Origin of the sequence: Nostoc foliaceum FACHB-393, from assembly GCF_014698505.1 — a bacterium.
Classification (GTDB): domain Bacteria; phylum Cyanobacteriota; class Cyanobacteriia; order Cyanobacteriales; family Nostocaceae; genus Nostoc; species Nostoc foliaceum_A.
Genome location: NZ_JACJTD010000004.1, coordinates 159,175 through 180,039 on the forward strand (window position 1 = coordinate 159,175; position 20,865 = coordinate 180,039).

General features: G+C 40.7%; 15 protein-coding genes. 10 read left to right on the forward strand and 5 right to left on the reverse strand.

The genetic code is table 11. The features are described from left to right. The first annotated feature begins 309 nt into the window (after positions 1 to 309). Complete coding sequence (locus tag H6G92_RS05980) at positions 310 to 2,601, forward strand: heavy metal translocating P-type ATPase (protein WP_190891761.1); 2,292 nt, start codon at positions 310 to 312, stop codon at positions 2,599 to 2,601. 630 nt (positions 2,602 to 3,231) lie between these two features. Here the strand turns inward: H6G92_RS05980 and H6G92_RS05985 are convergent. Further along, positions 3,232 to 3,981: a DsbA family protein gene (locus H6G92_RS05985; RefSeq protein ID WP_390625423.1), complete on the reverse strand. Its 750-nt coding sequence runs from the start codon at positions 3,979 to 3,981 to the stop codon at positions 3,232 to 3,234. A 158-nt stretch (positions 3,982 to 4,139) separates the two neighbouring features. Continuing rightward, a complete protein-coding gene (locus tag H6G92_RS05990; protein ID WP_190891766.1) occupies positions 4,140 to 5,021 on the reverse strand; it encodes a 4-hydroxybenzoate solanesyltransferase in 882 nt (293 codons plus the stop codon). A gap of 346 nt (positions 5,022 to 5,367) precedes the next feature. On the opposite strand from H6G92_RS05990, the gene H6G92_RS05995 reads away from it, so the two are divergent. The 3 genes from H6G92_RS05995 to H6G92_RS06005 all read left to right on the forward strand — a co-directional run bounded on the left by H6G92_RS05995 (position 5,368) and on the right by H6G92_RS06005 (position 10,470). Further along, complete coding sequence (locus tag H6G92_RS05995; protein ID WP_190891768.1) at positions 5,368 to 7,017, forward strand: Ppx/GppA phosphatase family protein; 1,650 nt, start codon at positions 5,368 to 5,370, stop codon at positions 7,015 to 7,017. Between the two features lie 1,013 nt (positions 7,018 to 8,030). Then, entirely contained in the window at positions 8,031 to 9,098 is a 1,068-nt protein-coding gene (locus H6G92_RS06000) for a DMT family transporter (protein ID WP_190891770.1), read from the forward strand. Positions 9,099 to 9,315: 217 nt separating this feature from the next. Then, on the forward strand, positions 9,316 to 10,470 hold the full coding sequence (locus H6G92_RS06005; protein WP_190891772.1) for a peptidoglycan-binding protein: 1,155 nt from the start codon (positions 9,316 to 9,318) through the stop codon (positions 10,468 to 10,470). A gap of 2 nt (positions 10,471 to 10,472) precedes the next feature. Here the strand turns inward: H6G92_RS06005 and H6G92_RS06010 are convergent, their stop codons facing one another. Beyond that, positions 10,473 to 10,904 carry a DUF2141 domain-containing protein gene (locus H6G92_RS06010; protein WP_449289980.1) on the reverse strand — a complete coding sequence of 144 codons (432 nt, stop codon included), beginning with the start codon at positions 10,902 to 10,904 and terminating at the stop codon, positions 10,473 to 10,475. Between the two features lie 522 nt (positions 10,905 to 11,426). After that, a complete protein-coding gene (locus H6G92_RS06015; protein WP_190891777.1) occupies positions 11,427 to 12,989 on the reverse strand; it encodes an ammonium transporter in 1,563 nt (520 codons plus the stop codon). Positions 12,990 to 13,945: 956 nt separating this feature from the next. On the opposite strand from H6G92_RS06015, the gene H6G92_RS06020 reads away from it, so the two are divergent. The 5 genes from H6G92_RS06020 (at position 13,946) to H6G92_RS06040 (ending at position 18,640) form a co-directional block, all read left to right on the forward strand. Beyond that, on the forward strand, positions 13,946 to 14,431 hold the full coding sequence (locus H6G92_RS06020) for a glutathione peroxidase (protein WP_190891779.1): 486 nt from the start codon (positions 13,946 to 13,948) through the stop codon (positions 14,429 to 14,431). Positions 14,432 to 14,567: 136 nt separating this feature from the next. Continuing rightward, positions 14,568 to 15,389 carry an SDR family oxidoreductase gene (locus tag H6G92_RS06025; protein WP_190891782.1) on the forward strand — a complete coding sequence of 274 codons (822 nt, stop codon included), beginning with the start codon at positions 14,568 to 14,570 and terminating at the stop codon, positions 15,387 to 15,389. A 22-nt stretch (positions 15,390 to 15,411) separates the two neighbouring features. After that, positions 15,412 to 16,341 carry an alpha/beta fold hydrolase gene (locus tag H6G92_RS06030; protein WP_190891784.1) on the forward strand — a complete coding sequence of 310 codons (930 nt, stop codon included), beginning with the start codon at positions 15,412 to 15,414 and terminating at the stop codon, positions 16,339 to 16,341. 76 nt (positions 16,342 to 16,417) lie between these two features. Beyond that, positions 16,418 to 17,152 carry a redoxin family protein gene (locus H6G92_RS06035; protein ID WP_190891786.1) on the forward strand — a complete coding sequence of 245 codons (735 nt, stop codon included), beginning with the start codon at positions 16,418 to 16,420 and terminating at the stop codon, positions 17,150 to 17,152. A 246-nt stretch (positions 17,153 to 17,398) separates the two neighbouring features. Beyond that, positions 17,399 to 18,640: a hypothetical protein gene (locus H6G92_RS06040; RefSeq protein ID WP_190891789.1), complete on the forward strand. Its 1,242-nt coding sequence runs from the start codon at positions 17,399 to 17,401 to the stop codon at positions 18,638 to 18,640. A 314-nt stretch (positions 18,641 to 18,954) separates the two neighbouring features. Here H6G92_RS06040 and H6G92_RS06045 read toward each other — a convergent pair whose 3' ends face one another. Further along, on the reverse strand, positions 18,955 to 19,686 hold the full coding sequence (locus H6G92_RS06045; protein WP_190891791.1) for a class I SAM-dependent methyltransferase: 732 nt from the start codon (positions 19,684 to 19,686) through the stop codon (positions 18,955 to 18,957). Positions 19,687 to 20,028: 342 nt separating this feature from the next. Between H6G92_RS06045 and H6G92_RS06050 the strand changes: the two genes are divergently transcribed. Further along, positions 20,029 to 20,865, forward strand: coding sequence for a sulfite exporter TauE/SafE family protein (locus H6G92_RS06050; RefSeq protein WP_190891793.1), 837 nt, complete (start codon positions 20,029 to 20,031; stop codon positions 20,863 to 20,865).

Genomic DNA, 20,865 nt, shown 5'->3' on the forward strand with positions numbered 1-20,865 from the left:
GAATAATTATTAATATAGACGCTTGATTTTTTAAAAAATATAAATTATTTCTTAAGAAATACATTGACGAACACATTCAAAAACCGTAAAAATTTTGAGTAAACAGGAGTGCAGCTTTTGTCTTAAGCTAACTGTAAAAATAATTGCGTTGGTTATAAATTAATCAGTAATGGTATTAAATGGACTTATGTTCACAGTTAGATTCCTCGTAAAGGCTTGACTTGACATAATTGTTTCGTGGGATGTTGAAATCTCTGTAAGGATGAATTCCCACCCATCATATCGCCACAACACCATGAGGGGGAAATCATGACGATCGCCACCAAGCCAGAAACTACCAAGCGAGTGGCTCAGGAATCAAAAATCATCACTGGAATTGACTATCATGTAGTACATATAATTTCTGGCAGAATCAGATTTCGCGTTCCCCTGTTAGCCTATGAACCCAATTATGCTCAACGCCTACAAGAGTTACTAGAATCTGATAGTCGCATTACGTTCGTTCGTGTTAATCGCTCTTGTAGTTCTATTGCCATTAAATATCAATTATTTAGTAATAATGATGGGTTAATGCAAGCGTATCTAGTACGTTTGCTACATGAAGCTAAAGTCAGTCAACAGTCAACAGTTAACAGTCAACAAATAGCAGAAGTAGATGATTCTGGCGTGAAGCTGCCAGCTTTGGCTACTGTTTTAGCTTTACTGGGGTTAGGATTTCCCATCCCGAGGGCAATGATTGCGGCAACAGTGGCACTGGCGGCTTTACCTATTGCTAAACGTGCTTATGCCAGCATTACCCAAAAACGAAAATTAAATATAGATTGTCTAGATTTGATCGCGATCGCCTTAACTTCTTCCCAAGGGAATCTCTTAACACCAGCTTTGGTGATGACACTCCATGAGATTGGCGATCTGATCCGCGATCGCACAGCACGAGTTACCAAAAATCACGCCGCCGATTTACTAAATTCTTTGGGACATTACGCTTGGGTTGAACAACCAGATGGGCAAAAAAAACACATCCTCGCCACACAAGTGCAGCCAAAAGACACAGTAATAGTTTATCCAGGCGAACAAATCCCTGTTGATGGGCAAATTCTACGCGGCAAAGCTTTAATTGACCAACAAAAACTGACTGGTGAATCAATGCCAGTTTTGCGTCAGGTAGGACAAGCAGTTTATGCTTCTACGCTAGTGCGAGAAGGAGAAATTTACATCCAAACCGAACGAGTAGGCACTGCCACCCGTGCTGGTGCAAGTATCGAGTTAGTGCAACAAGCTCCTGTTCACGATACACGCATGGGCAACTATGCGGCAACCGTTGCTGATAAAGCAGTATTGCCAGCCGTGATTTTTGCTGGACTGGTGTTAGCAGCAACTCGCAACCCAGCCAGGGCAGCATCTATCCTCACCCTCGATTTTGTAACTGGTATTCGCGTTTCCCTACCAACAACTTTCTTAGCAGCGTTGCACCACGCTACGAGACATGGTGTTCTCATTCGCAGTGGTCGCGCTTTAGAAAAATTGGCACAGGTGGACACGTTGGTATTTGACAAAACAGGCACTTTGACCAAAGGTGATATCGAAGTTGTGGAAGTGGAAACCGTAGTTGGAAGAATGTCGCCTTGGAGGTTGTTAACACTGGCCGCCGCCGCCGAACAACGCCTGACTCACCCAGCCGCCCAAGCCGTAATCCACTATGCCGAGAAACAGGGCATTGAGATTCTGCCCCGCCAAGAATTTGTGTATGAAATTGGTTTGGGTGTACGAGCCGAAATTGATGGTGAACAAGTTATTGTAGGAAGCGATCGCTTTTTGCGTCAGTGTGGCATTCCCCTCGACTGTCTTTATGAACCACATCGCTGCAACCAAGCAGATTGCCCCTATCACCTAAATTGCCGGATTTCTGCCCATGATTCTTTACTTTATGTAGGGGTAAATCAGGAGTTTCAAGGAGTTATTTATTACACAGACCCACTCCGCCCAGAAAGCCCAGCCGTGATTGAGAAACTGCAAACCGAATACGGTATGGAAATACATCTGTTGACAGGCGATAATCAACAACGGGCTATAGCTGTTGCCCAAGAACTTAATCTTCCCTTATCTCAAGTTCATGCCGAGGCATTCCCAGAACAAAAAGCCGAAATTATCCAAAAATTACATAAATCGGGTAAGACTGTAGCGTTTACCGGCGATGGCTTGAATGATTCCATTGCCCTAGCTTATGCCGATGTTGCTATTTCTTTTAGTGGAGGTTCCGAGGTAGCAAGGGAAACAGCCGATGTTGTCCTGATGGATGATAACCTCACCAGTTTTTTAGAAGCAATAGCGATCGCCCGCCAAACCCAAGCCGTAATTAAACAAAATATCGGTTTAGCCGTGTTCCCAAATTTGGCAGCCTTAGGACTAGCCACAACCATAGGAATGCATCCCTTAGCCGCGACAGTTGTCCATAACGGTTCAGCAATTGCAGCTGGGTTAAATGGATTGCGTCCCCTCATGCACCAAGATCCGCCTCGGCGGGGGATGCAGGGATGCAGGGATAGAGGGGAAAGAGTAATAATCAATACTTCTCGCTTAAGCTCTAAGTTAAGAACATGAGGAGTGAGGAAAATTTCTCCTCATCACTCCTCATAAGCTACTCCTTACACTTGCTTCAATACAACAGTTTATTGATGCACTAAACCTCTAACTAAAGATGCACATTATTGTTAAATAAAAAAGTATCTATCTAAACAGATTCTAGGAGATACAGTACTTACATAGTATATAGGACTAGTATTTGATTTTTGAAAAGATACGTAGGGTGCGTTAGCGACAGCGCAACGCACCATTCTTAAGGCTTTGGTGCGTTACGGCTTACGCCTAACACACCCTACAAATACTTAGATTTTTTTCAGAAATCAAATATGATTCCTATATATTGCTATTTGTCAAACATGATTGAAGAAGAATTAATACAGAAATCTGAGTGGAGGAAGCTTCTAATCAGAAGTTTAGAGAGTCAGAATTTATGGTTTTATTCTGGTAAGCGATGCCTTTATTATTTCTTGATAAATCAGTGAATAATAACTAGGTAGGCATAATTAACATAGAATAAAATTCTAGTATGTAGTGAGTGATTCATTGCTCAGATAGGAGTTTATGAGGGCTAAAGTTCTGATTACAAAATTTAATTTATTTACGACTAGCTATTTAAACAATGAGTAGTTATTTTCAAAATATACTAATTTACTTAGCACCAGTCAATATACTTTCGATATCTGCAAGCTGCACCACTCCTGAAAAAGTCGGACTATTAATTACAAAGAAAGGTGTGCCAGAAACAGCTAATTTTTCTGCTAGTTGGATATCTTTTGTAATTGCAGGAGTAGTAAGAGTAAGATTGCCTTTAAATTTACCCAAATCCAAATTTAGATTTTTAGCAATATCTAAATATAATGCCTCACCTAGTTGCTTTTGATTAGTAAATAGAGCATCATGATATTCCCAAAATTTTCCTTGCTGATGTGCCGCCCAAGCCGCTGTTGCCGCTGGCAACGCTTCAGCATGAATTGAAGTCAGCGGGAAATTTTTGTAAACTAATCTGACTTTATCTGGATACTTTGCTAACAATTCTTTCAATGTTTTATGCGCCTCAGCACAGTAGGGACATTGAAAATCTGAAAATTCTATTAGCACAATCTTTGATTGAGTTGAACCTGTGGTGGGAGACTCACCAATCACTGTTTGAGGATTTGTCTTTAAATCCTGTAAAAATGCTTGCCGTACTTGCTTGACTTTTTGTTGTTGTTGCTGCTGATACGCTTGAACAGATTCAATAATTACCTCTGGATGTTCGCGGATAATTTGCAATACTTGCTGTTCCAGTTGCGGATCAATGCGGCTAGCAGCTTGTGCAGGAAATGGACAGGTGACAACCAAAAATAGTACGCCTATTGCTGTCCAAGTACGCATAAACCAATCAAAGAATATACTCATACAAAAGCTCATAAATATTTTTTCAAAAGGATTCTATGCATTACTTTTTACTTATTAGGGATTTCCAAATAAACATAGATGCGCAGGCTACCACAGGGAGACGAGAAATAGAGAGGGTTTTTGCGTCCGTTTTGGGATATTTTTTATTTGCAAGTGCCTTAAAACGATCCAGCAATCATCCCAGCAAGTAAAATAAAGCCAATCCACACATTTTGCCGGAACATCTGACCATAAACAGGATTAGGTAAGTCTCGCTGTCTTAATCGCAGAAACTGCCAAACCCATCCGATAGTAGCAACTGCAAGGCTAATCCAGAAGGCTAAGTGCAGATGTATGAGTATGCCTAACCAAGCCAATAATAAGATTGTGCCAGCAAAGAAAATTCCAATAGCTACAGGAGCATAATTCCCGAAAAATAGGGCGCTAGAATTAACACCAATGCGGCGATCGTCTTCCTTGTCGCTCATGGCGTAAACTGTATCAAATCCCAATGTCCAAAGTACAGTCGCGCCCCAAAGTAACCAAGTTGCTTGGGAGATAGTTTGTGTCACCGCACTCCAGCTAATCAATACGCCAAAACCCCAAGCGATGGAAAGCACCAGTTGCGGCACAGGAAACACCCGCTTTGCACCTGGATAAAGCAGAATTACTGGCACTGCTGCCACGCATAACCAGAAACTCAGGGGGTTAAGATAAAAGGCCAGGATCGCTGCACATGCTAGGGATACGATCGCAACTACAATCCCAACTTTCACAGACAAGGCACGAGAAGCGAGGGGGCGATCGCGTGTTCTCTCCACTTCTGGATCAATATCCCGATCCCATAAATCATTGACTACACACCCAGCCGCACTTGTGGCCAGAGTACCCAATATAATCACACCAACCAGAGGTAAAGGCGGTTTCCCCGAAGCTGCCAAAAATACAGCCCAAAGGGCAGGAATCATTAAAATTAACCGTCCTTCTGGTTTATGCCAGCGCAAAAGCCGGATAATTACAAGCCAAACTGGTTCCTGGGGGCGTTCTGGCGTCCTTAACATAGAAATCAACAAATAACTTTAGATAGATGAATTAACACATCTTTACATCTATAGAATAACGTTATTTGTTATTTGTAAAAACATAACCTCAAGTGGCAACTTTAAATATCTTTAAATAGTCACTAGGTTAGAAACAGTAGGGTGAATATACTTAGCTCAGTTACCCTCGTCCGACGATGAACCGGACATGGAGACACAAAGACACGTAGACACGGAGAAAAAATCACCGCGTCTCACCCCTCCCCGCGTCTCCACTTTCAGAGCAAGTATGTTGTAACAAATATCAGTGCCAGCTACCCCGACATACCACCGTTTGCCATCATTTCTTATAGAGAGAGAAAACTAGATGCTAAATTTAGTTTCTAGCTGGGAGAGTGTTCCAACTCAACCACCTAAGCAACATCGGATTATTGCTGCCATTGACCTGGGAACAAATTCTTTACACATGGTAGTAGTCAAGATTGACCCCACACTACCAGCTTTCAGCATTATCGCCAGAGAAAAAGAAACTGTGAGACTTGGCGATCGCAATCTCACTACAGGGGAACTCAAACCGGAGATAATTAAAAAGGCGATCGCAGCTTTAGGACGCTTCCAAGAAGTTGCCAAAACTATCAATGCTGAAACAATCATTGCTGTGGCAACTAGTGCTGTACGGGAAGCCCCGAATGGTAAAGATTTTTTGCACAGAGTAAAAACGGAGTTGGGTTTAAGCGTTGACTTGATTTCTGGTCAAGAAGAAGCGCGACGAATCTACCTTGGTGTACTATCGGGGATGGAATTTCACAACCAGCCCCACATGATTGTTGATATTGGCGGTGGTTCCACAGAGTTAGTTTTAGGCGATAGTCACCAAGCACGCACTCTCACCAGTACTAAAGTCGGTGCAGTGCGACTCACTAGCGAGTTAATTACTACTGATCCGATCAGTAACACTGAGTTTCAATACCTGCAATCTTATACACGCGGGATGTTAGAACGTTCCGTAGATGAGATACTAGCAAACCTAGAGTTTGGGGAATCTCCCCGTTTGGTGGGTACATCTGGCACAATTGAAACCCTGGCGATGATTCATGCGCGAGAAAAGTCGGGTGTTATTCCTTCCACCCTCAATGGCTACCAGTTCAGTCTTAAAGACTTGCGAGAGTTGGTAAATCGCTTGCGGAAACTGAGTAACTCAGAAAGGGCTGCCATACCTGGGATGCCAGATAAGCGCCCTGAAGTTATACTCGCTGGTGCAGTGATATTACAGGAAGCGATGACCCTGTTGGGTAGTGAATCGGTAACAGTCTGTGAGCGTTCTTTGAGGGAAGGCGTAATCGTAGACTGGATGCTAACCCACGGTTTAATTGAAGATAAGCTGCGCTACCAAAGTTCAGTTCGGGAACGCAATGTTTTAAAACTCGCTAATAAATACCATGTCAATTTAGAATATAGCGATCGCGTCGCCACATTTGCCCAGAGTTTATTTGACCAAACTCAAGGTACCCTACACCACTGGGGATCTGATGAGCGACAACTGCTGTGGGCAGCTGCAATATTACACAATTGCGGTCATTATATCAGCCATTCATCTCACCACAAGCACTCTTACTATCTAATTCGCAATGGTGAATTGCTCGGTTATACAGAAACCGAGATTGAAATTATTGCCAATTTAGCGCGTTATCATCGTAAATCGCCGCCTAAGAAAAAACATGAAAATTCCCAGATATTGCTGACTAAACACCAGCGACAAATGGTCAGTCAATTGAGTGCAATTCTGAGATTGGCAGTGGCTTTAGATAGACGGCAAATTGGTGCGATCGCTCAAGTACAATGTGAGTATTATGCACAATTTAGGCAAGTCAACTTGCTGATTTTTCCATCTCAACCTGATGATGATTGTGCTTTAGAACTTTGGAGCTTAGATTATAAAAAAGGAGTGTTTGAGGAAGAATTTGGAGTGAAACTGGTAGCGACTTTAGAAAAGTCTAGAGTTGCTAACTTGTCTTAGACATTAGGGTGCGTTACACTACGTTAACGCACCTGGACATAAGTTGTATTTTCTTCTTGTAAAAATTTATAATTTTTCAGATTAAGCCTTATCTTTAATTTTTACATCCTACTTAAGGAGCAATTTATAAACTGTCCTAAGAAGCATTTAAAAATAAAAATTGCTAATTATAATATAGTCAACAATCTATTTATATAGGTTATGTTGCTATTGGATATCTAAGCCGGGAAAACTTAGGTATCCTTATATAAAATTTTAATAAAGCAAGCTCAATTGCTCGGTTCTTTACACTGAAGACTACTCACACTTCAGCATAGAGCTTGTTATTTCTTCTTATATTATTTCATATATTTGACAATTTCCCTAGCTTTTTCGTTTCCTAAGCTTGCAGAATTCCGTAAATATTTCATTTCTTGAAAGTTATTCCCATGCAAATAATGGCTAGCACCACTTAAAAATTAGGCTTCGTCATTATTGGTATTTATCTTAATTGCTTCGTTACAGTCATCTAGAGCATCGATTCAGTAATTAAAAACCTAACCCCTCAGCCCCCTTCCCTAACAGGTAAGGGAGAGAGGTTATTTCAGGATTACTGAATTGGTTTTTTAGTTATTTACTATAATCTTTCAATTTAAAATGGGCTGAACAACAGTTCACGTAGTCTTTATCAAGGTTGGAATTTGTTGCAGAATTCAAATTGTTAGCAAAAACAATAGGAGTTCATTCATTTCTGGGTTTTTCCTCGCAAAAGGAGTTGAACCACCAAACAACAACTGATAGATAATTACTGCTAACCGGAAGCGATTTACCTGATAAAGCCTTTTAAAGCTATCTGTCTTCTTACAATCTCCAGTGTCTTGTAACTTTAGCTACATACGAGTATTAATTCTTTGTCTTAGAGACGCTACGTGATGGTGCAAAGCACCCGCCAGAGGCGATCGCAAAACTACATAATTCGGTAAAATTGGGTAAAGCAATTTTTGCGCTTGTTAAACAAAGGCATCAGCAAACCCATGCAACTGAAACTCAGTGCATCTAAACTTCCCTTCGCCCCTCTCCTCTTAATTGCCCCCTTTTTCCTATGGGGGACGGCAATGGTAGCCATGAAAGGAGTGATACCCCATACCACACCGCTATTCATGGCGGGAGTGCGTCTGATACCAGCAGGGATGTTAATTCTGATTGCAGCAGCATTCATGGGTAAACCCCAGCCAAAGGGTTGGGCTGCATGGCTGTGGATTGCCTTATTTGCCCTCGTAGATGGGACGCTGTTTCAAGGCTTTTTGGCAGAGGGATTAGTCAGAACCAGTGCGGGGTTAGGGTCTGTGATGATTGACTCGCAACCCTTGGCTGTTGCCTTACTATCGTTGTGGCTATTCCAAGAACACATTGGTTTTTGGGGATGGCTGGGACTAGGCTTGGGTGTCACAGGTATTAGTTTAATCGGCTTACCTGATGAGTTGATTTTACATTTTCTCGACTCAGGCGCAAATATCACAATTGGTAACTGGCAAGATTTGTTTGCTAGCGGCGAGTGGTTGATGTTGTTAGCGGCGCTATCAATGGCAGTGGGAACAGTGTTGATTCGGTTTGTGTGCCGACATGCTGACCCAGTAACCGCTACAGGATGGCACATGATTTTGGGTGGATTGCCACTATGGGGAGTTTCATCAGTGGTCGAATCCCAGCAGTGGGAGAATCTGGGAGCATCTGATTTAGTGGCTTTGGGTTATGCTACCGTATTTGGCAGTGCGATCGCCTACGGATTATTTTTCTACTTTGCCTCTAGTGGCAGTCTCACTAGTCTTAGTTCCCTCACCTTTCTCACACCCGTCTTTGCCCTACTATTCGGCAATCTCTTCCTCTCAGAAGTCCTCAGTCCATTGCAGTGGGTCGGTGTTTTCCTAACTTTAATCAGCATCTATCTCATTAACCAACGTGATACTTTAGCAGCGCAAAATGACACAGTTACTGTGGGCGAGATAGCTAATATACAGCAACCAGTTTTAGAAGCATCTGCTAAAAAATTGAACCCCATAACTCTAGGAGTTAGAGAATCTGAACGAGAAATTTTACCGTAATTCGTAATGACGCTCGTTCCTCTCTATAAGATGCTGCGCGAACGCTTGTCTACCAGACGCTACGCGAAAGCGAACGTAATTCGTAATTCAGTAGGGAGATGAGAGAAAATAACTAATGCCCAATGCCCAATAAAAAAATGACAGTTAACATTTGGTCATCTTGAAGGTATTGTGGTATCGAAGACTTCAAAAGCACGTTCAGGCTGAAACTTGCAATATGAGGCTATGCCGTTCCTCAATTCTGATAATTACCTGTTTTTCTTGCGTGGGTTTTTACCCAATTCGCTCAAGCACAGCTACACCTAACCTAGCACCTGAAATTTTAGAACTTGCACAAGCTAGTTCAACAGTTACTGCTAGTCCGGCTGTTTTGAGATACGGTAGTCCCAAATCAGATGTGCAGAGATTACAAACCCAATTAAAGCAGTTGGGATATTACAGTGGCATGGTAGATGGACAGTATAACGCCACTACGGAAATCGCTGTAGCTAAATTCCAGAAAGTAAAGGGTTTAAAAGTAGATGGTCTTGCTGGTCTGGCGACTAGGGAGAGACTACAAGCAGCTTTGGCTGCCAAAAATCAGATTGTTGCCTCTCCAATTGTTACCTCTCCAATTCTCACCTCTCCTGCTTCGACTTCCCAAGCAACTACAACACCCAAAGCAACCGAGAGAGGTTTTGTCTGGTGGTTAATATTTTCCATCGGAATTCTAGGAAGTATTGGCGCATTTATTTACCTGCTGAGGTGGTTTCGTCAGGTCAAACAAGTGCAATCCGAAATATCAAATACTGAAAGTTTGGGTGAAGCCGAAAAAGACCCGATGATACTACCCTCACCAGAGACAGTAACTAGTCTACAAACACCTACGCCACCACTTGCCACACAATTACTGCTACCAGAAAAAACTTCCCGGCTTGCTAAACTCAATATCGTTGACGAATTAATTCAAGACTTACGCAGTTCTGACCCAACGAAGCGGCGCAAGGCTATTTGGGATTTGGGTCAGCAGGGAGATTCGCGGGCAATTCAGCCGATGGTTGACCTGATGATTGATGCTGATTCTCAAGAAAGCAGTTTAATTTTGGCAGCTTTAGCAGAAGTTGGTATCCGCACGCTCAAACCGATGAACCGTGCTCTAGCAATTTCAATCCAAGATGAAAGTCCACAAGTGCGGCAAAATGCGATCCGTGATCTGACGCGCGTTTATGACATGATGGGTCAAATGAGTCAAATGTTACGCCATGCGTTAGATGACCCAGATGCCGAAGTGCAAGCAACAGCACGATATGCTTTAACTCAGATAAATCGAATGCGTGGCTTGGCGGAACAACAAAATCTACCAGAAGATTCACACAGTGATTCACGAGAATAAACCTAAAAATATTTCAATTGGATTTGGATATTAGTGTTTGGGCCTGCTACCAAAAATGCTGCTTCGCTAAATTTGGGCGCTCTTGTGCGAATTTCTGGGTTGCTGGAAAATCCAAAGCCTTCGCTAGGTATACCAAAGCCATTACTATTGAGAGTGCCGTCATTATTTTGATCGTGGAGGACAGCAACAGCGTAACTACCGGCTTTCAAGTTCTCAAAGGTAATGGATAAGGGAGCGCCAGTAATCTTGGTACACTGCTTTTGTAAGCCACGATCGCGATCGCTAGGAAATCCTTCACTGCTAGCAAATATACTGGCGCAGATTTGTCCTTGTTTATTCTTCAAGCCATCAATTTCCACGGTGAGTTTACCGTTAAAATTTGCCTTGGCGCTAAATGACCATGCCAGATTTCCCAGAACTGCCAATAGCAGCATACTAACTCTCAATCCTCTAACCATAAAATTTTCACAAGGTAAAATAAGTATTGCTGAAATTAAGTTTTAACTTTAATTTAGATCACGCAGATTCATAGTGACATTATTCGGTCAATACTCGCAAGCATCCTGCTATATTTCGTCTCTAGATTTGTCTAAGTAAGTCGGCGTAAATAATTAATAGTTTGATTTATTTTCGCCACTTTACCTGTTTACATAGTATCAATTAATACTGTTTATAAAATATTGGCAATACATAAATAGTTGTAAGAGCGTACATCTGTACACCCCTACCTATGTAACTGTATTAGCTACTTCGTAAAATAGTACTAGTATTTTTGGCTGCGATCGCAAAATAATAAAGCACCAATCAGGTAAAAATTTGAAAAAGTAGGAGGTATAAAACCCCCTACTTTTCCCCACTTGGATAGAGAATCTTGTGGAATCAGTTCAATCTACTAATGGTGTGTTGGTAGCTGATATTAGAAATATGCCAGAGAGTAAACCAAGGAAATATTTACCCTAAAATTTTCCAATTGAGCTTTGTTCTCCAGAAAATCCAGTTGCATCACCTTCTTTGAGAAATCCACTGTAGGCTTCCATACCGTGTTCACCGATATCTAAACCTTCTAGTTCCTCTTCTTTGGATACTCTGATACCTAAAGTAGCTTTCAGGGCCAGCCAAAAAATACTACTGAGTAAAACAGTGAAACCACCTACTGAGACAACGCCCAGCAACTGAACACCGAACTGTCCAAAACCACCACCTGCAAATAAACCTTTTGCTGGGCCAAGTGCATCGCCATACCAAGTATAAACACCAGGGCCAACAGACCACAGACCTACTGCTAGAGTCCCCCAAATACCACAAACTAGGTGAACTGAGGTAGCTCCCACTGGGTCATCAATGCCAAGTTTGTCAAAGAATGTTACAGAGAAAACTACCAGTATTCCAGCAATGAAGCCAATGAGTAAAGAAGCAGGAATGCCTACGTAAGCACAAGATGCTGTAATACCAACCAACCCAGCTAAAATACCATTGATAATCATTGACAGGTCTGGTTTACCTAAGTACAACCAAGCTGTAATGGTGGCGGCAATTCCACCGGCAGCACCAGCCATGTTAGTGGTGACAGCAATGTGACTGATCGCACTAGGATCGGCAGCCATGACAGAACCTGGGTTGAAACCAAACCAGCCCAACCACAGGATTAGACAGCCCAAAGTGGCAATACTCATGTTGTGACCGGGCAAGGCCACAACTTGCCTATCTTGATATTTACCAAGACGGGGCCCAAGAAACGCTGCTCCCATCAAAGCTGACCAGCCACCGACAGAGTGAACCACCGTACAACCGGCAAAATCCCAAAAGCCTCTGTCTGCTAGCCAACCACCACCCCAAATCCAGTGTCCGGTAATGGGATAGGCAATACCTACAAGTAGGAGGCTGAAAATCAGGAAGTCAACAAACTTAATTCGTTCGGCTACTGCACCGGACACGATTGTTGCTGCTGTTCCGGCAAACACTAGCTGGAATAAAAACTTGGCACTTAGGGGTACACCAGTCCAACTAATAGCATCGAAGACACCTTTATAAGCATCTCCTGTAGCCGGACTGTTATCTGCGCCTCCTAAGAAAAACCCATTCAATCCAATGAAGTCGTTGCCATCACCGAACATTAAGCCAAAACCGATCACCCAAAAGGCAACACTAGACAGAGCAAATACAATCAGGTTTTTGGAAAGAACGTTGACAGCATTTTTCTGGCGACAGAAGCCGGTTTCTAACATACAAAAACCAGCGTTCATGAAGAACACTAAAAAGGCTGCGATCGCAACCCACAGCGTATCAAGAGCAACTTTAAGTTCTGCTGTTGTTGGCCCTGCGGCTGGAGTTTGGGCAACTGCGGCATAACCCCAACCCAAGACAATCAGACAAGCTAAAGGTAAACAAGCTTGCCAGCTAGGAGAGAGTCGCTTAATTGCTAGATTAAATAGCTTGACTTTTGAGTTGGTCTGTGAATTTACAGCGTAATTTCTTGAAGACAGACGCCTATTTTTTGTTTTTGATTTTTGTTTGTACATGAATTTGAACATCATCCTCAAAACCATCCTTAAAAAAGGGAAAAACTCCCGTCCGAACTTAGATCCAGTGGTTTTTGATATTTTTCCTTTAGACCACTTGTTTAAAAACCAGAAACTCAAATAACCTTAATAGGAGTTTAAGAAACTATTGGCACATCTGTAAATATTTTTCGTAGTTCTTCTTAAGAAATTGTATGATGTAATCTCTGAAACAGCCAAGTCTTCTTCACTTAATCTTTAATCTTTAAAAAAGAAGCTTTGGCTAGGAAATTGCCGGAAATTGTCAATATCATCCCTATAAAAAGGATGTAACACACTTACATTCAAAGAAAATTGGGATGGTAGTATTGGTTCAATTTATATGACAGCTTTTGGGGAAGGGCTTTTAATCCAAATTTACTACTCTTGGTTTTGGCACAACTATTTAAAAAAGCCAAATAGATATGGCTATCCTACAATCACTTTTTTAAGGGAAAAGCGTTACCACTCACTCTAGAATTCACTCTCAAAAGCACTGACTCCAGGATTCTTAGGTGAACTACTGGCAAAGTCATGATAACTCAAGGGATAAATTTGACTGATTGTCTATTTACTCAAACCAAAAAACTGTATCGTTTAATACATTTTTTCGCTTATGTTATGGCAAATAGCTGCTGATGCAATAAATAAAGCAGCTAGACCCTTTATAGGTAAGTATTTTCCGATATCCGGGTCAAACTATTCTGAATGTTATTAAATTTTTATACAAAAAGTTAATTGTTAGAAATCGCCTTGCCCATTAAGCACCAATCAGTGAGGTAAACAACTATCGAAACTCCCATACAAGCTTAGAGCCTGAGTTAAATAGAAGCGTAGTGGCAAACAAGGCTAACAATCCTAATTTCCTCAAAAAAACCGGGTTTAGAGTACCTGTAATATGGGAGACTTGGCAATATTCCCTAGAAATCAGATTCAAGATGAGTAACACAATTTCGGATATCGCAGTCAAGACCATCAACGGTGAAGATAAGCAATTAAACGACTACACCGGTAAGGTACTCTTAATTGTAAATGTGGCATCCTACTGCGGTTATACTTCTCAATACGAGGGGCTAGAAAAGTTGAACCAGAAGTATGGGGAAACAGGATTACGTATTTTGGGGTTCCCCTGTAACGATTTTGGTTCACAGGAACCAGGAAGTAATGAAGAGATAGTGCAATTCTGCACGAGTAAATATGATGTTACCTTTGAACTATTCGATAAAGTTCATGCCAAAGGCTCGCAGCAGCATCCACTTTATGAGCGACTTACCAAAGCCATTGAGCCAACGGGAACTGTTGCTTGGAATTTTGAAAAATTTTTAGTTAATAAGCAAGGTGAAGTAGTAGCTCGATTTAATAGTAGTGTCCAGCCAAATTCACCAGAATTAATTGCCATAATTGAGAAAGAATTAGCTAAATAGTCATTAGTCACCAGTCATTAGGTTGTACTATTGGTATTGATTTTTGGCTCTGGACTGTAAAATTTATTTACATCCAGTCTCTTAATTTAGAATATTGTCTCGATGAGTAGTTTAATTTATTTGTGTCTAATTTGTCATGAACGTTGCAATCATTGGTTGTGGTTATGTTGGTTATAAAGTCGCTCAATATTGGCAGCAAAAAAAGGATTTTGTTGTCAGTGTAACCACAACTTCCCCTGAGCGTGTGCCGGCACTACAATCAGTAAGCCAAAGAGTTGTAGTTACCTGCGGGAATGACCTAGAGAGTCTAAAATCAGTTTTGCACAATCAAGATGTTGTCGTTTTAAGTGTTGGTGCAAAAGGTGCGGAAGTTTATGAAGAAACTTATCTACAAACTGCCCAGACTTTAGTTTCATCATTGCAGCAGTCTCCGACTGTAAAACAATTAATATACACAGGTAGTTATGCAGTGTATGGTGATAGGAATGGTGTATGGGTAGATGAAGAAACACCGCTTGCACCCGCCAATTTAAATGCACAAATACTCCGAAAAACAGAAGATGTGTTGCTATCAGCATCTAGCGAAAATCTCCGCGTTTGTATTTTTCGCTTAGGAGGTATTTATGGGACTGGCAGGGAACTGGTGAAAATATTTAGCAAATATTCTGGTACAACCCGTCCCGGCGGTGAGGATATTACAAATTGGATTCACCTGGATGATATTGTTGGTGCGATAGAATTTGCTCGTCACCGTCGTTTGCAAGGGATTTACAATCTGGTAGATGATGCACATCTCACCAGTCGAGACTTGCTAGATAGCTTATTTGAAAAACATAATTTACCCAAAGTTAAATGGGATACTTCTATCAAGAGTACTCGCCCATATAATGCGTGGGTATCGAATGAAAAGCTGAAAGAGGCTGGATACCAGTTAATTCATCCACAGATGATTTTTTAGCAAGTATTAAAAACTAGGAATTATGCAACCATCTGCTGTAACTAACACAACCAATTTGACAGCATCTCCTAGCCAGTTTTACAGTTGGAATAATTATCATTGCGCCTACGCAGTTCATCAACCAACTAACACAACACCTGAGGGTATTCCCTTACTTTTAATTCATCCTATTGGTGTCGGATTGTCGCGGCAATTTTGGCAGCGATTTTGTCGGGAATGGTATAATACAGGACAATGTAATTTAATTTACAACCCTGATTTACTAGGATGTGGCGAAAGTGATATGCCTCATCTGGCTTACACTCCTAGTGATTGGGCAGAACAGTTGCAGTACTTTTTACAAACAGTAGTGCAAAAACCTGTCATTGTTGTAGTACAAGGTGCTTTATTACCAGTTGCTATCGAATTAGTCCAAAAAGAATCAAATTTAATTGCCGGACTTGTACTTTCTGGACCTCCAGCATGGGGTTTAATGACAAATAAATCACCAGAATGGCAGCAAAAACTCCTTTGGAATCTGTTAGATTCGCCTTTTGGGAGTGCTTTTTATCGCTATGCACGCACCCCAAAATTTTTACGTTCTTTCTCGACTCGTCAACTCTTTGCTTCTGAAAATTCTGTGGATGCAGAGTGGTTAAATACATTGCTTGTCGGTGCAGAAAATCTTGCTAGTCGCCATGCAGTGTTTTCTTTTCTAGCAGGGTTTTGGCGACAGGATTATACTAGTTTTATCGCCTCTATTGGGCAACCAACATTAGCGGTTGTGGGGGAAACTGCATCGAGTATTAGTGAAAAAAGTAAAAAAGAAACGCCAGACGAACGCTTGACTCATTACCTCGCCTGTTTGCCTCAAGGTAGAGGTATAAAAATAAATGGGCGCAATGTTTTACCATATGAATCAACTGCTGAATTTGTAGCAGCGATCGCGACCTTTATTAATGAAGTTTTTTAGCTGATTGATAGTTACATCATACCAGTCTTCCCATGATAGGTTATGACTGGAATTGATTACTTCAGGAAGCAAAACTATGTTCCCCAATCGCCGAGGACAAAGAGTTCCCAATGTCACTTTTCATACTCGTCATAACAACGAGTGGGTTGATGTGACAACCGATGAATTGTTTGCTGATAAGACAGTAGTTGTTTTTTCCTTACCAGGAGCTTATACTCCGACTTGTTCATCAACTCATCTCCCTGGCTACAACGAGTTGGCAGGAGTTTTCAAAGAAAATGGTGTCGATGAAATTATCTGTATTTCTGTCAATGATCCCTTTGTGATGAACGAATGGGCAAAAGTCCAAGAGGCAGAAAATATCACTCTCATTCCCGATGGTAACGGTGAATTTACTGAAGGGATGGGGATGCTGGTAGATAAATCAGACTTGGGGTTTGGGAAGCGATCGTGGCGCTACTCGATGCTGGTGAAAGATGGTGTAATTAACCAGATGTTTATTGAGCCAGACGAGCCAGGAGATCCCTTTAAGGTGTCCGATGCCGAAACAATGCTCAGATATATCAACCCCCAAGCAGTGAAGCCCGAACTAGTTTCCCTGTTTGCGAAAGTCGGTTGTCCCTTCTGTGCTCGTGCTAAGGCGATGCTCAAGGAACATGGTCTTAACTACGAAGAAATTACCTTGGGTAAGGATATCACCACACGCTCTTTACGAGCAGTTACAGGTGCGACAACAGTTCCCCAAGTGTTTATTGATGGTAAATTAATTGGTGGTTCTGAGGCATTAGAAGCTTATTTTGCTGCTAAATAGGTTTCAGTTGGCGCACACAGCCTTCACCTGTGTCAACTTCAGATGAAAGTCATAATATTTTTGACCATAGCCTGATTTGTGAAAATTGAAAGCTACAGATCCCTGACTTCGTAAAAGTTGTCGGGGATTTTGTTTCTATTCAACAATTAACAAAACTTCAGATGAATAGATGTATTTTTGTCCAGCCATTTACTACTTATCATATAAAATTGATTCGGATTGAATTTCATTTATTTAAAAGACAATATGTTTGCCAGAATCCGCCGAATTTTGATTCAATTTTTTAATCAATCAAGGACAATCAACAACGAACCGCTGAATAAAGTGAGTTTGATTGTGATTATTTTAATTGATATTTTTATCTTAATTAATGTTTTTACCGGACTGGATGATATTAGCAGGTGGCATATCAGCCCGACTGAGGCTTATCCATGTTATTCAGAGTGGCAAAATCACCGGACAAAAACTACTCAAGATAAAGACTATGAAATTGTTAAACTTTCATTGCCATATAACTCGAATAATCAACTCAGTTTTCAGCGAAACTATCAACAAGCCGAAATAGGACATCTAGGTAAGGTTTCCCAAACGTGCTTGCAATATGCCGGCTACAAAGATAAGATTAACAATCCTGAAAAACAGCAAATCATAAAAGTTATTGATCAGAAACAAGCAAAAATCAGTAACCTTGAACAAACCAATCGCACCATTAAAGCCCAGTATGACTCAACGCTCTTAGAAAAAATTGCAGGTCAGGGCAGTGAACAATCAATTAATCAAGTTAGTGCTGAAAAAGCTAAACAGACATTAGAACAAAATAATCGCCAAATTTCTATTCTTAAACAAGAAATTTCTACTCTTAAAAATGAACTGCTTGCCAAACCAGAAAGTATTACTTTTCTAGCCTTTCTTAAAGATGACAATCAATTTGGGGAAGTTGATAAAGGCTATCAGCAGGCATCATTTTGGTATCCAAGTATCCAGCTTGCTTTTCAGTCCCTCTTTCTTCTACCACTGATTCTCATTGCCTTATCAGTCCACAAATTTGCCCAAAGAAGAGGATATGGACTCATCTCACTAATTAGCTGGCATTTGCTAGTTATCTTTTTTATCCCACTAATTGTTAAAATCTTTGAATTTCTTCAAATAGGTGCAATATTTAAATTTTTATTTGATATTATTAGTGCCCTTTTTGGTGGTTTACTTTTCCTGATAAATTATGCTTATATTTTGCTGATTCCAATTATTGGTTTTGGAATTATCCAGTTTTTTCAAAAATTTGTCTTTAATGCTAAAGTCCAAGCAGCTAGCAGAGTTCAAAAATCACGCTGTGTCAATTGCGCCAAGAAAATTCGACATCTTGATACTTACTGCCCGCACTGTGGTTATTATCAAGATATTGAATGTCAAAACTGCCATAATCTTACTTATAAACATTTACCGTATTGTAAACATTGTGGAGCTTCTCAAACTTCTAGTATTTTGTAATCGATAAAGTTTTGAAAGTTTCGACATACTTGGCTCATAACAATATTAAATTTGTTTGTTGTTCATGAGTCAAAGCAACTAAAACTGACTACTGATAGATGACATTGACAAATAAGTTATAGGTTAATTCGTTACAACCGACTTAATATTAAAAATTTTGTTTAGGCTGACCACAGACGCTAAGACGCTGAAAGATTTTAATGAGAAGTGATTTGCTGAACTCCTAAGGTCGCTGTACAAATGACGGGGAAAGTGGAGAGTTATTTTGTTCCCCGTTTCAGCTTTTTGTTTGTATAGCCAAAGATTAAAGAGGATTAGTTCTCACAACTTAGACCAACTATCAAGGGATTTTCTAAGAAGTCACACCAGTAATCTTCTGTGTATTGTTCTATAGCTTTTGGCGGAATTTCTATAGGATGCCATGCAAATCTTTTAAACCCAGCTTCCATAACAGCCGATTCATAAATAGATTGATTCCACTGAAAATACTTGATTACAAAAGATGGCTCAGTGTGAAATTCAGCTTCAGAATAATAGCCATCTGATAAAGCTTCTTGTTTTAGCACTGTTAGCCCGTATTTGGTAGGATTGGATTTATTCATAGAGAAATCTGGATTAACTGTAATAGCAACTAAACGTCCGTTTTCCACCAAATTATTGCGAATATTTTTGAACATTTTTAGTAAATATTCTTTGTTTTGTGCATAATTCAAAAGATAAATTGCAGTAACGAAATCAAACCTACCAAGTTGGGGAAGTTTGATAATATCGAACACTTGGTATTCATTACCTAGTGGATTTTTATCTTCATGCTGGCGTGCAACCTCTACCATTTCCTCTGATATGTCTACACCAACAACTTTTGTAGATCCTTGTTGTCTTAATAACCTGCTATAAAAACCTGTGCCACACGCCAAATCTAAAATGGTTTGTCCTTGAAAATTACCAAGGGTTTTGAAGAATGTGAAATTTTCTGCTATTGGCAATGTGGCTTTAGTTTTGAACTGCTCATACGTACTACCAATACTGTCATATAGCTCAGTCATCAGAATCCTCAATAGGCTAGCAATCGTTCGTCAGTTAAAGAAAGCATATAGCAATCCGATTTTATTTTTCCAAAAATCCGATCAGATTACTATATATCTCTTCTTTGGTAGGTGCATTTGATGTAATCGTTGCACTTTTTGGAAACTTAATGAGACTTTTGAGTAAGAAGTTAGGGCTTAGGATTCTTCCCGGCTTCTGGCTTCTGAATACTGAAGCGAGAGGGTATTGCACACAATTATGAACAGCGATATGTACTCAGTGGTAAACTTGTCAATTAAGTTTTAAAGAATACAAAAATTATATTGGCATCTTGATATACATGTAAAAAAAAGGAATTAAATTTGACTATTTTAGAATTTTCATTACTAATTTGGATTGGTTCATTTATCGCTGGCTTGTTAGGGGCGCTAACTGGGTTAGGGGGCGGAGTAGTAATTGTTCCCTTATTGACTTCAGTATTTGGCGTTGATATTCGATATGCCGTTGGTGCTTCACTGGTATCTGTAATTGCTACTTCTTTGGGTGCAGCATCTACCTACATTAAAAAAGGCTATACCAATTTGCGATTGGGAATGTTTTTAGAAGTAGCCACAACCATTGGTGCGATCGCAGGAGCAATGATTGCTACTTTTGTCTCTGTGAAAGCCCTAACTATCGTGCTAGCGCTCGTCCTCATTTATTCAGCATACCTTTCACAACGACCCAGAATAGAACATGGTGAAGATGAAGTAGCAGACCCTATCGCAAATTATCTGAAATTGAATGGTACTTATCCAACTCCTGATGGAGTGATGTCTTACCAAGTTCATTCAGTACCAATGGGATTTGGTGTGATGTTAATAGCCGGAGTGCTTTCTGGGTTGCTTGGTATTGGTTCCGGGGGATTTAAGGTATTGGCGATGGATCAAGCCATGCGTCTACCCTTCAAAGTTTCTACCACCACTAGCAATTTTATGATCGGTGTCACAGCAGCAGCATCAGCCGGAGTTTACCTAGCACGGGGTTACATCGATCCGGGACTATCCATGCCAGTGATGTTGGGGGTATTACCTGGTGCTTTCTTGGGCGCACGAATCCTGACAGGCGCTAAAACGCAAATTTTGAGAATTATCTTCAGTCTTGTGCTGGTGGTAATGGCTTTAAAAATGGTCTACAACAGTTTAATAGGGGGGCTATAA

Excerpts from the sequence above, each read along its gene's own strand:
- H6G92_RS06020 (WP_190891779.1), top strand. The coding sequence starts at position 13,946 with ATGAGTAACACAATTTCGGATATCGCAGTCAAGACCATCAACGGTGAA.
- H6G92_RS05985 (WP_390625423.1), bottom strand. The coding sequence starts at position 3,981 with ATGAGTATATTCTTTGATTGGTTTATGCGTACTTGGACAGCAATAGGC.
- H6G92_RS05990 (WP_190891766.1), bottom strand. The coding sequence starts at position 5,021 with ATGTTAAGGACGCCAGAACGCCCCCAGGAACCAGTTTGGCTTGTAATT.
- H6G92_RS06035 (WP_190891786.1), top strand. The coding sequence starts at position 16,418 with ATGTTCCCCAATCGCCGAGGACAAAGAGTTCCCAATGTCACTTTTCAT.
- H6G92_RS06030 (WP_190891784.1), top strand. The coding sequence starts at position 15,412 with ATGCAACCATCTGCTGTAACTAACACAACCAATTTGACAGCATCTCCT.
- H6G92_RS06005 (WP_190891772.1), top strand. The coding sequence starts at position 9,316 with ATGAGGCTATGCCGTTCCTCAATTCTGATAATTACCTGTTTTTCTTGC.
- H6G92_RS06025 (WP_190891782.1), top strand. The coding sequence starts at position 14,568 with ATGAACGTTGCAATCATTGGTTGTGGTTATGTTGGTTATAAAGTCGCT.
- H6G92_RS06015 (WP_190891777.1), bottom strand. The coding sequence starts at position 12,989 with ATGTACAAACAAAAATCAAAAACAAAAAATAGGCGTCTGTCTTCAAGA.
- H6G92_RS05995 (WP_190891768.1), top strand. The coding sequence starts at position 5,368 with ATGCTAAATTTAGTTTCTAGCTGGGAGAGTGTTCCAACTCAACCACCT.
- H6G92_RS06045 (WP_190891791.1), bottom strand. The coding sequence starts at position 19,686 with ATGACTGAGCTATATGACAGTATTGGTAGTACGTATGAGCAGTTCAAA.
- H6G92_RS05980 (WP_190891761.1), top strand. The coding sequence starts at position 310 with ATGACGATCGCCACCAAGCCAGAAACTACCAAGCGAGTGGCTCAGGAA.
- H6G92_RS06010 (WP_449289980.1), bottom strand. The coding sequence starts at position 10,904 with ATGCTGCTATTGGCAGTTCTGGGAAATCTGGCATGGTCATTTAGCGCC.
- H6G92_RS06000 (WP_190891770.1), top strand. The coding sequence starts at position 8,031 with ATGCAACTGAAACTCAGTGCATCTAAACTTCCCTTCGCCCCTCTCCTC.
- H6G92_RS06040 (WP_190891789.1), top strand. The coding sequence starts at position 17,399 with ATGTTTGCCAGAATCCGCCGAATTTTGATTCAATTTTTTAATCAATCA.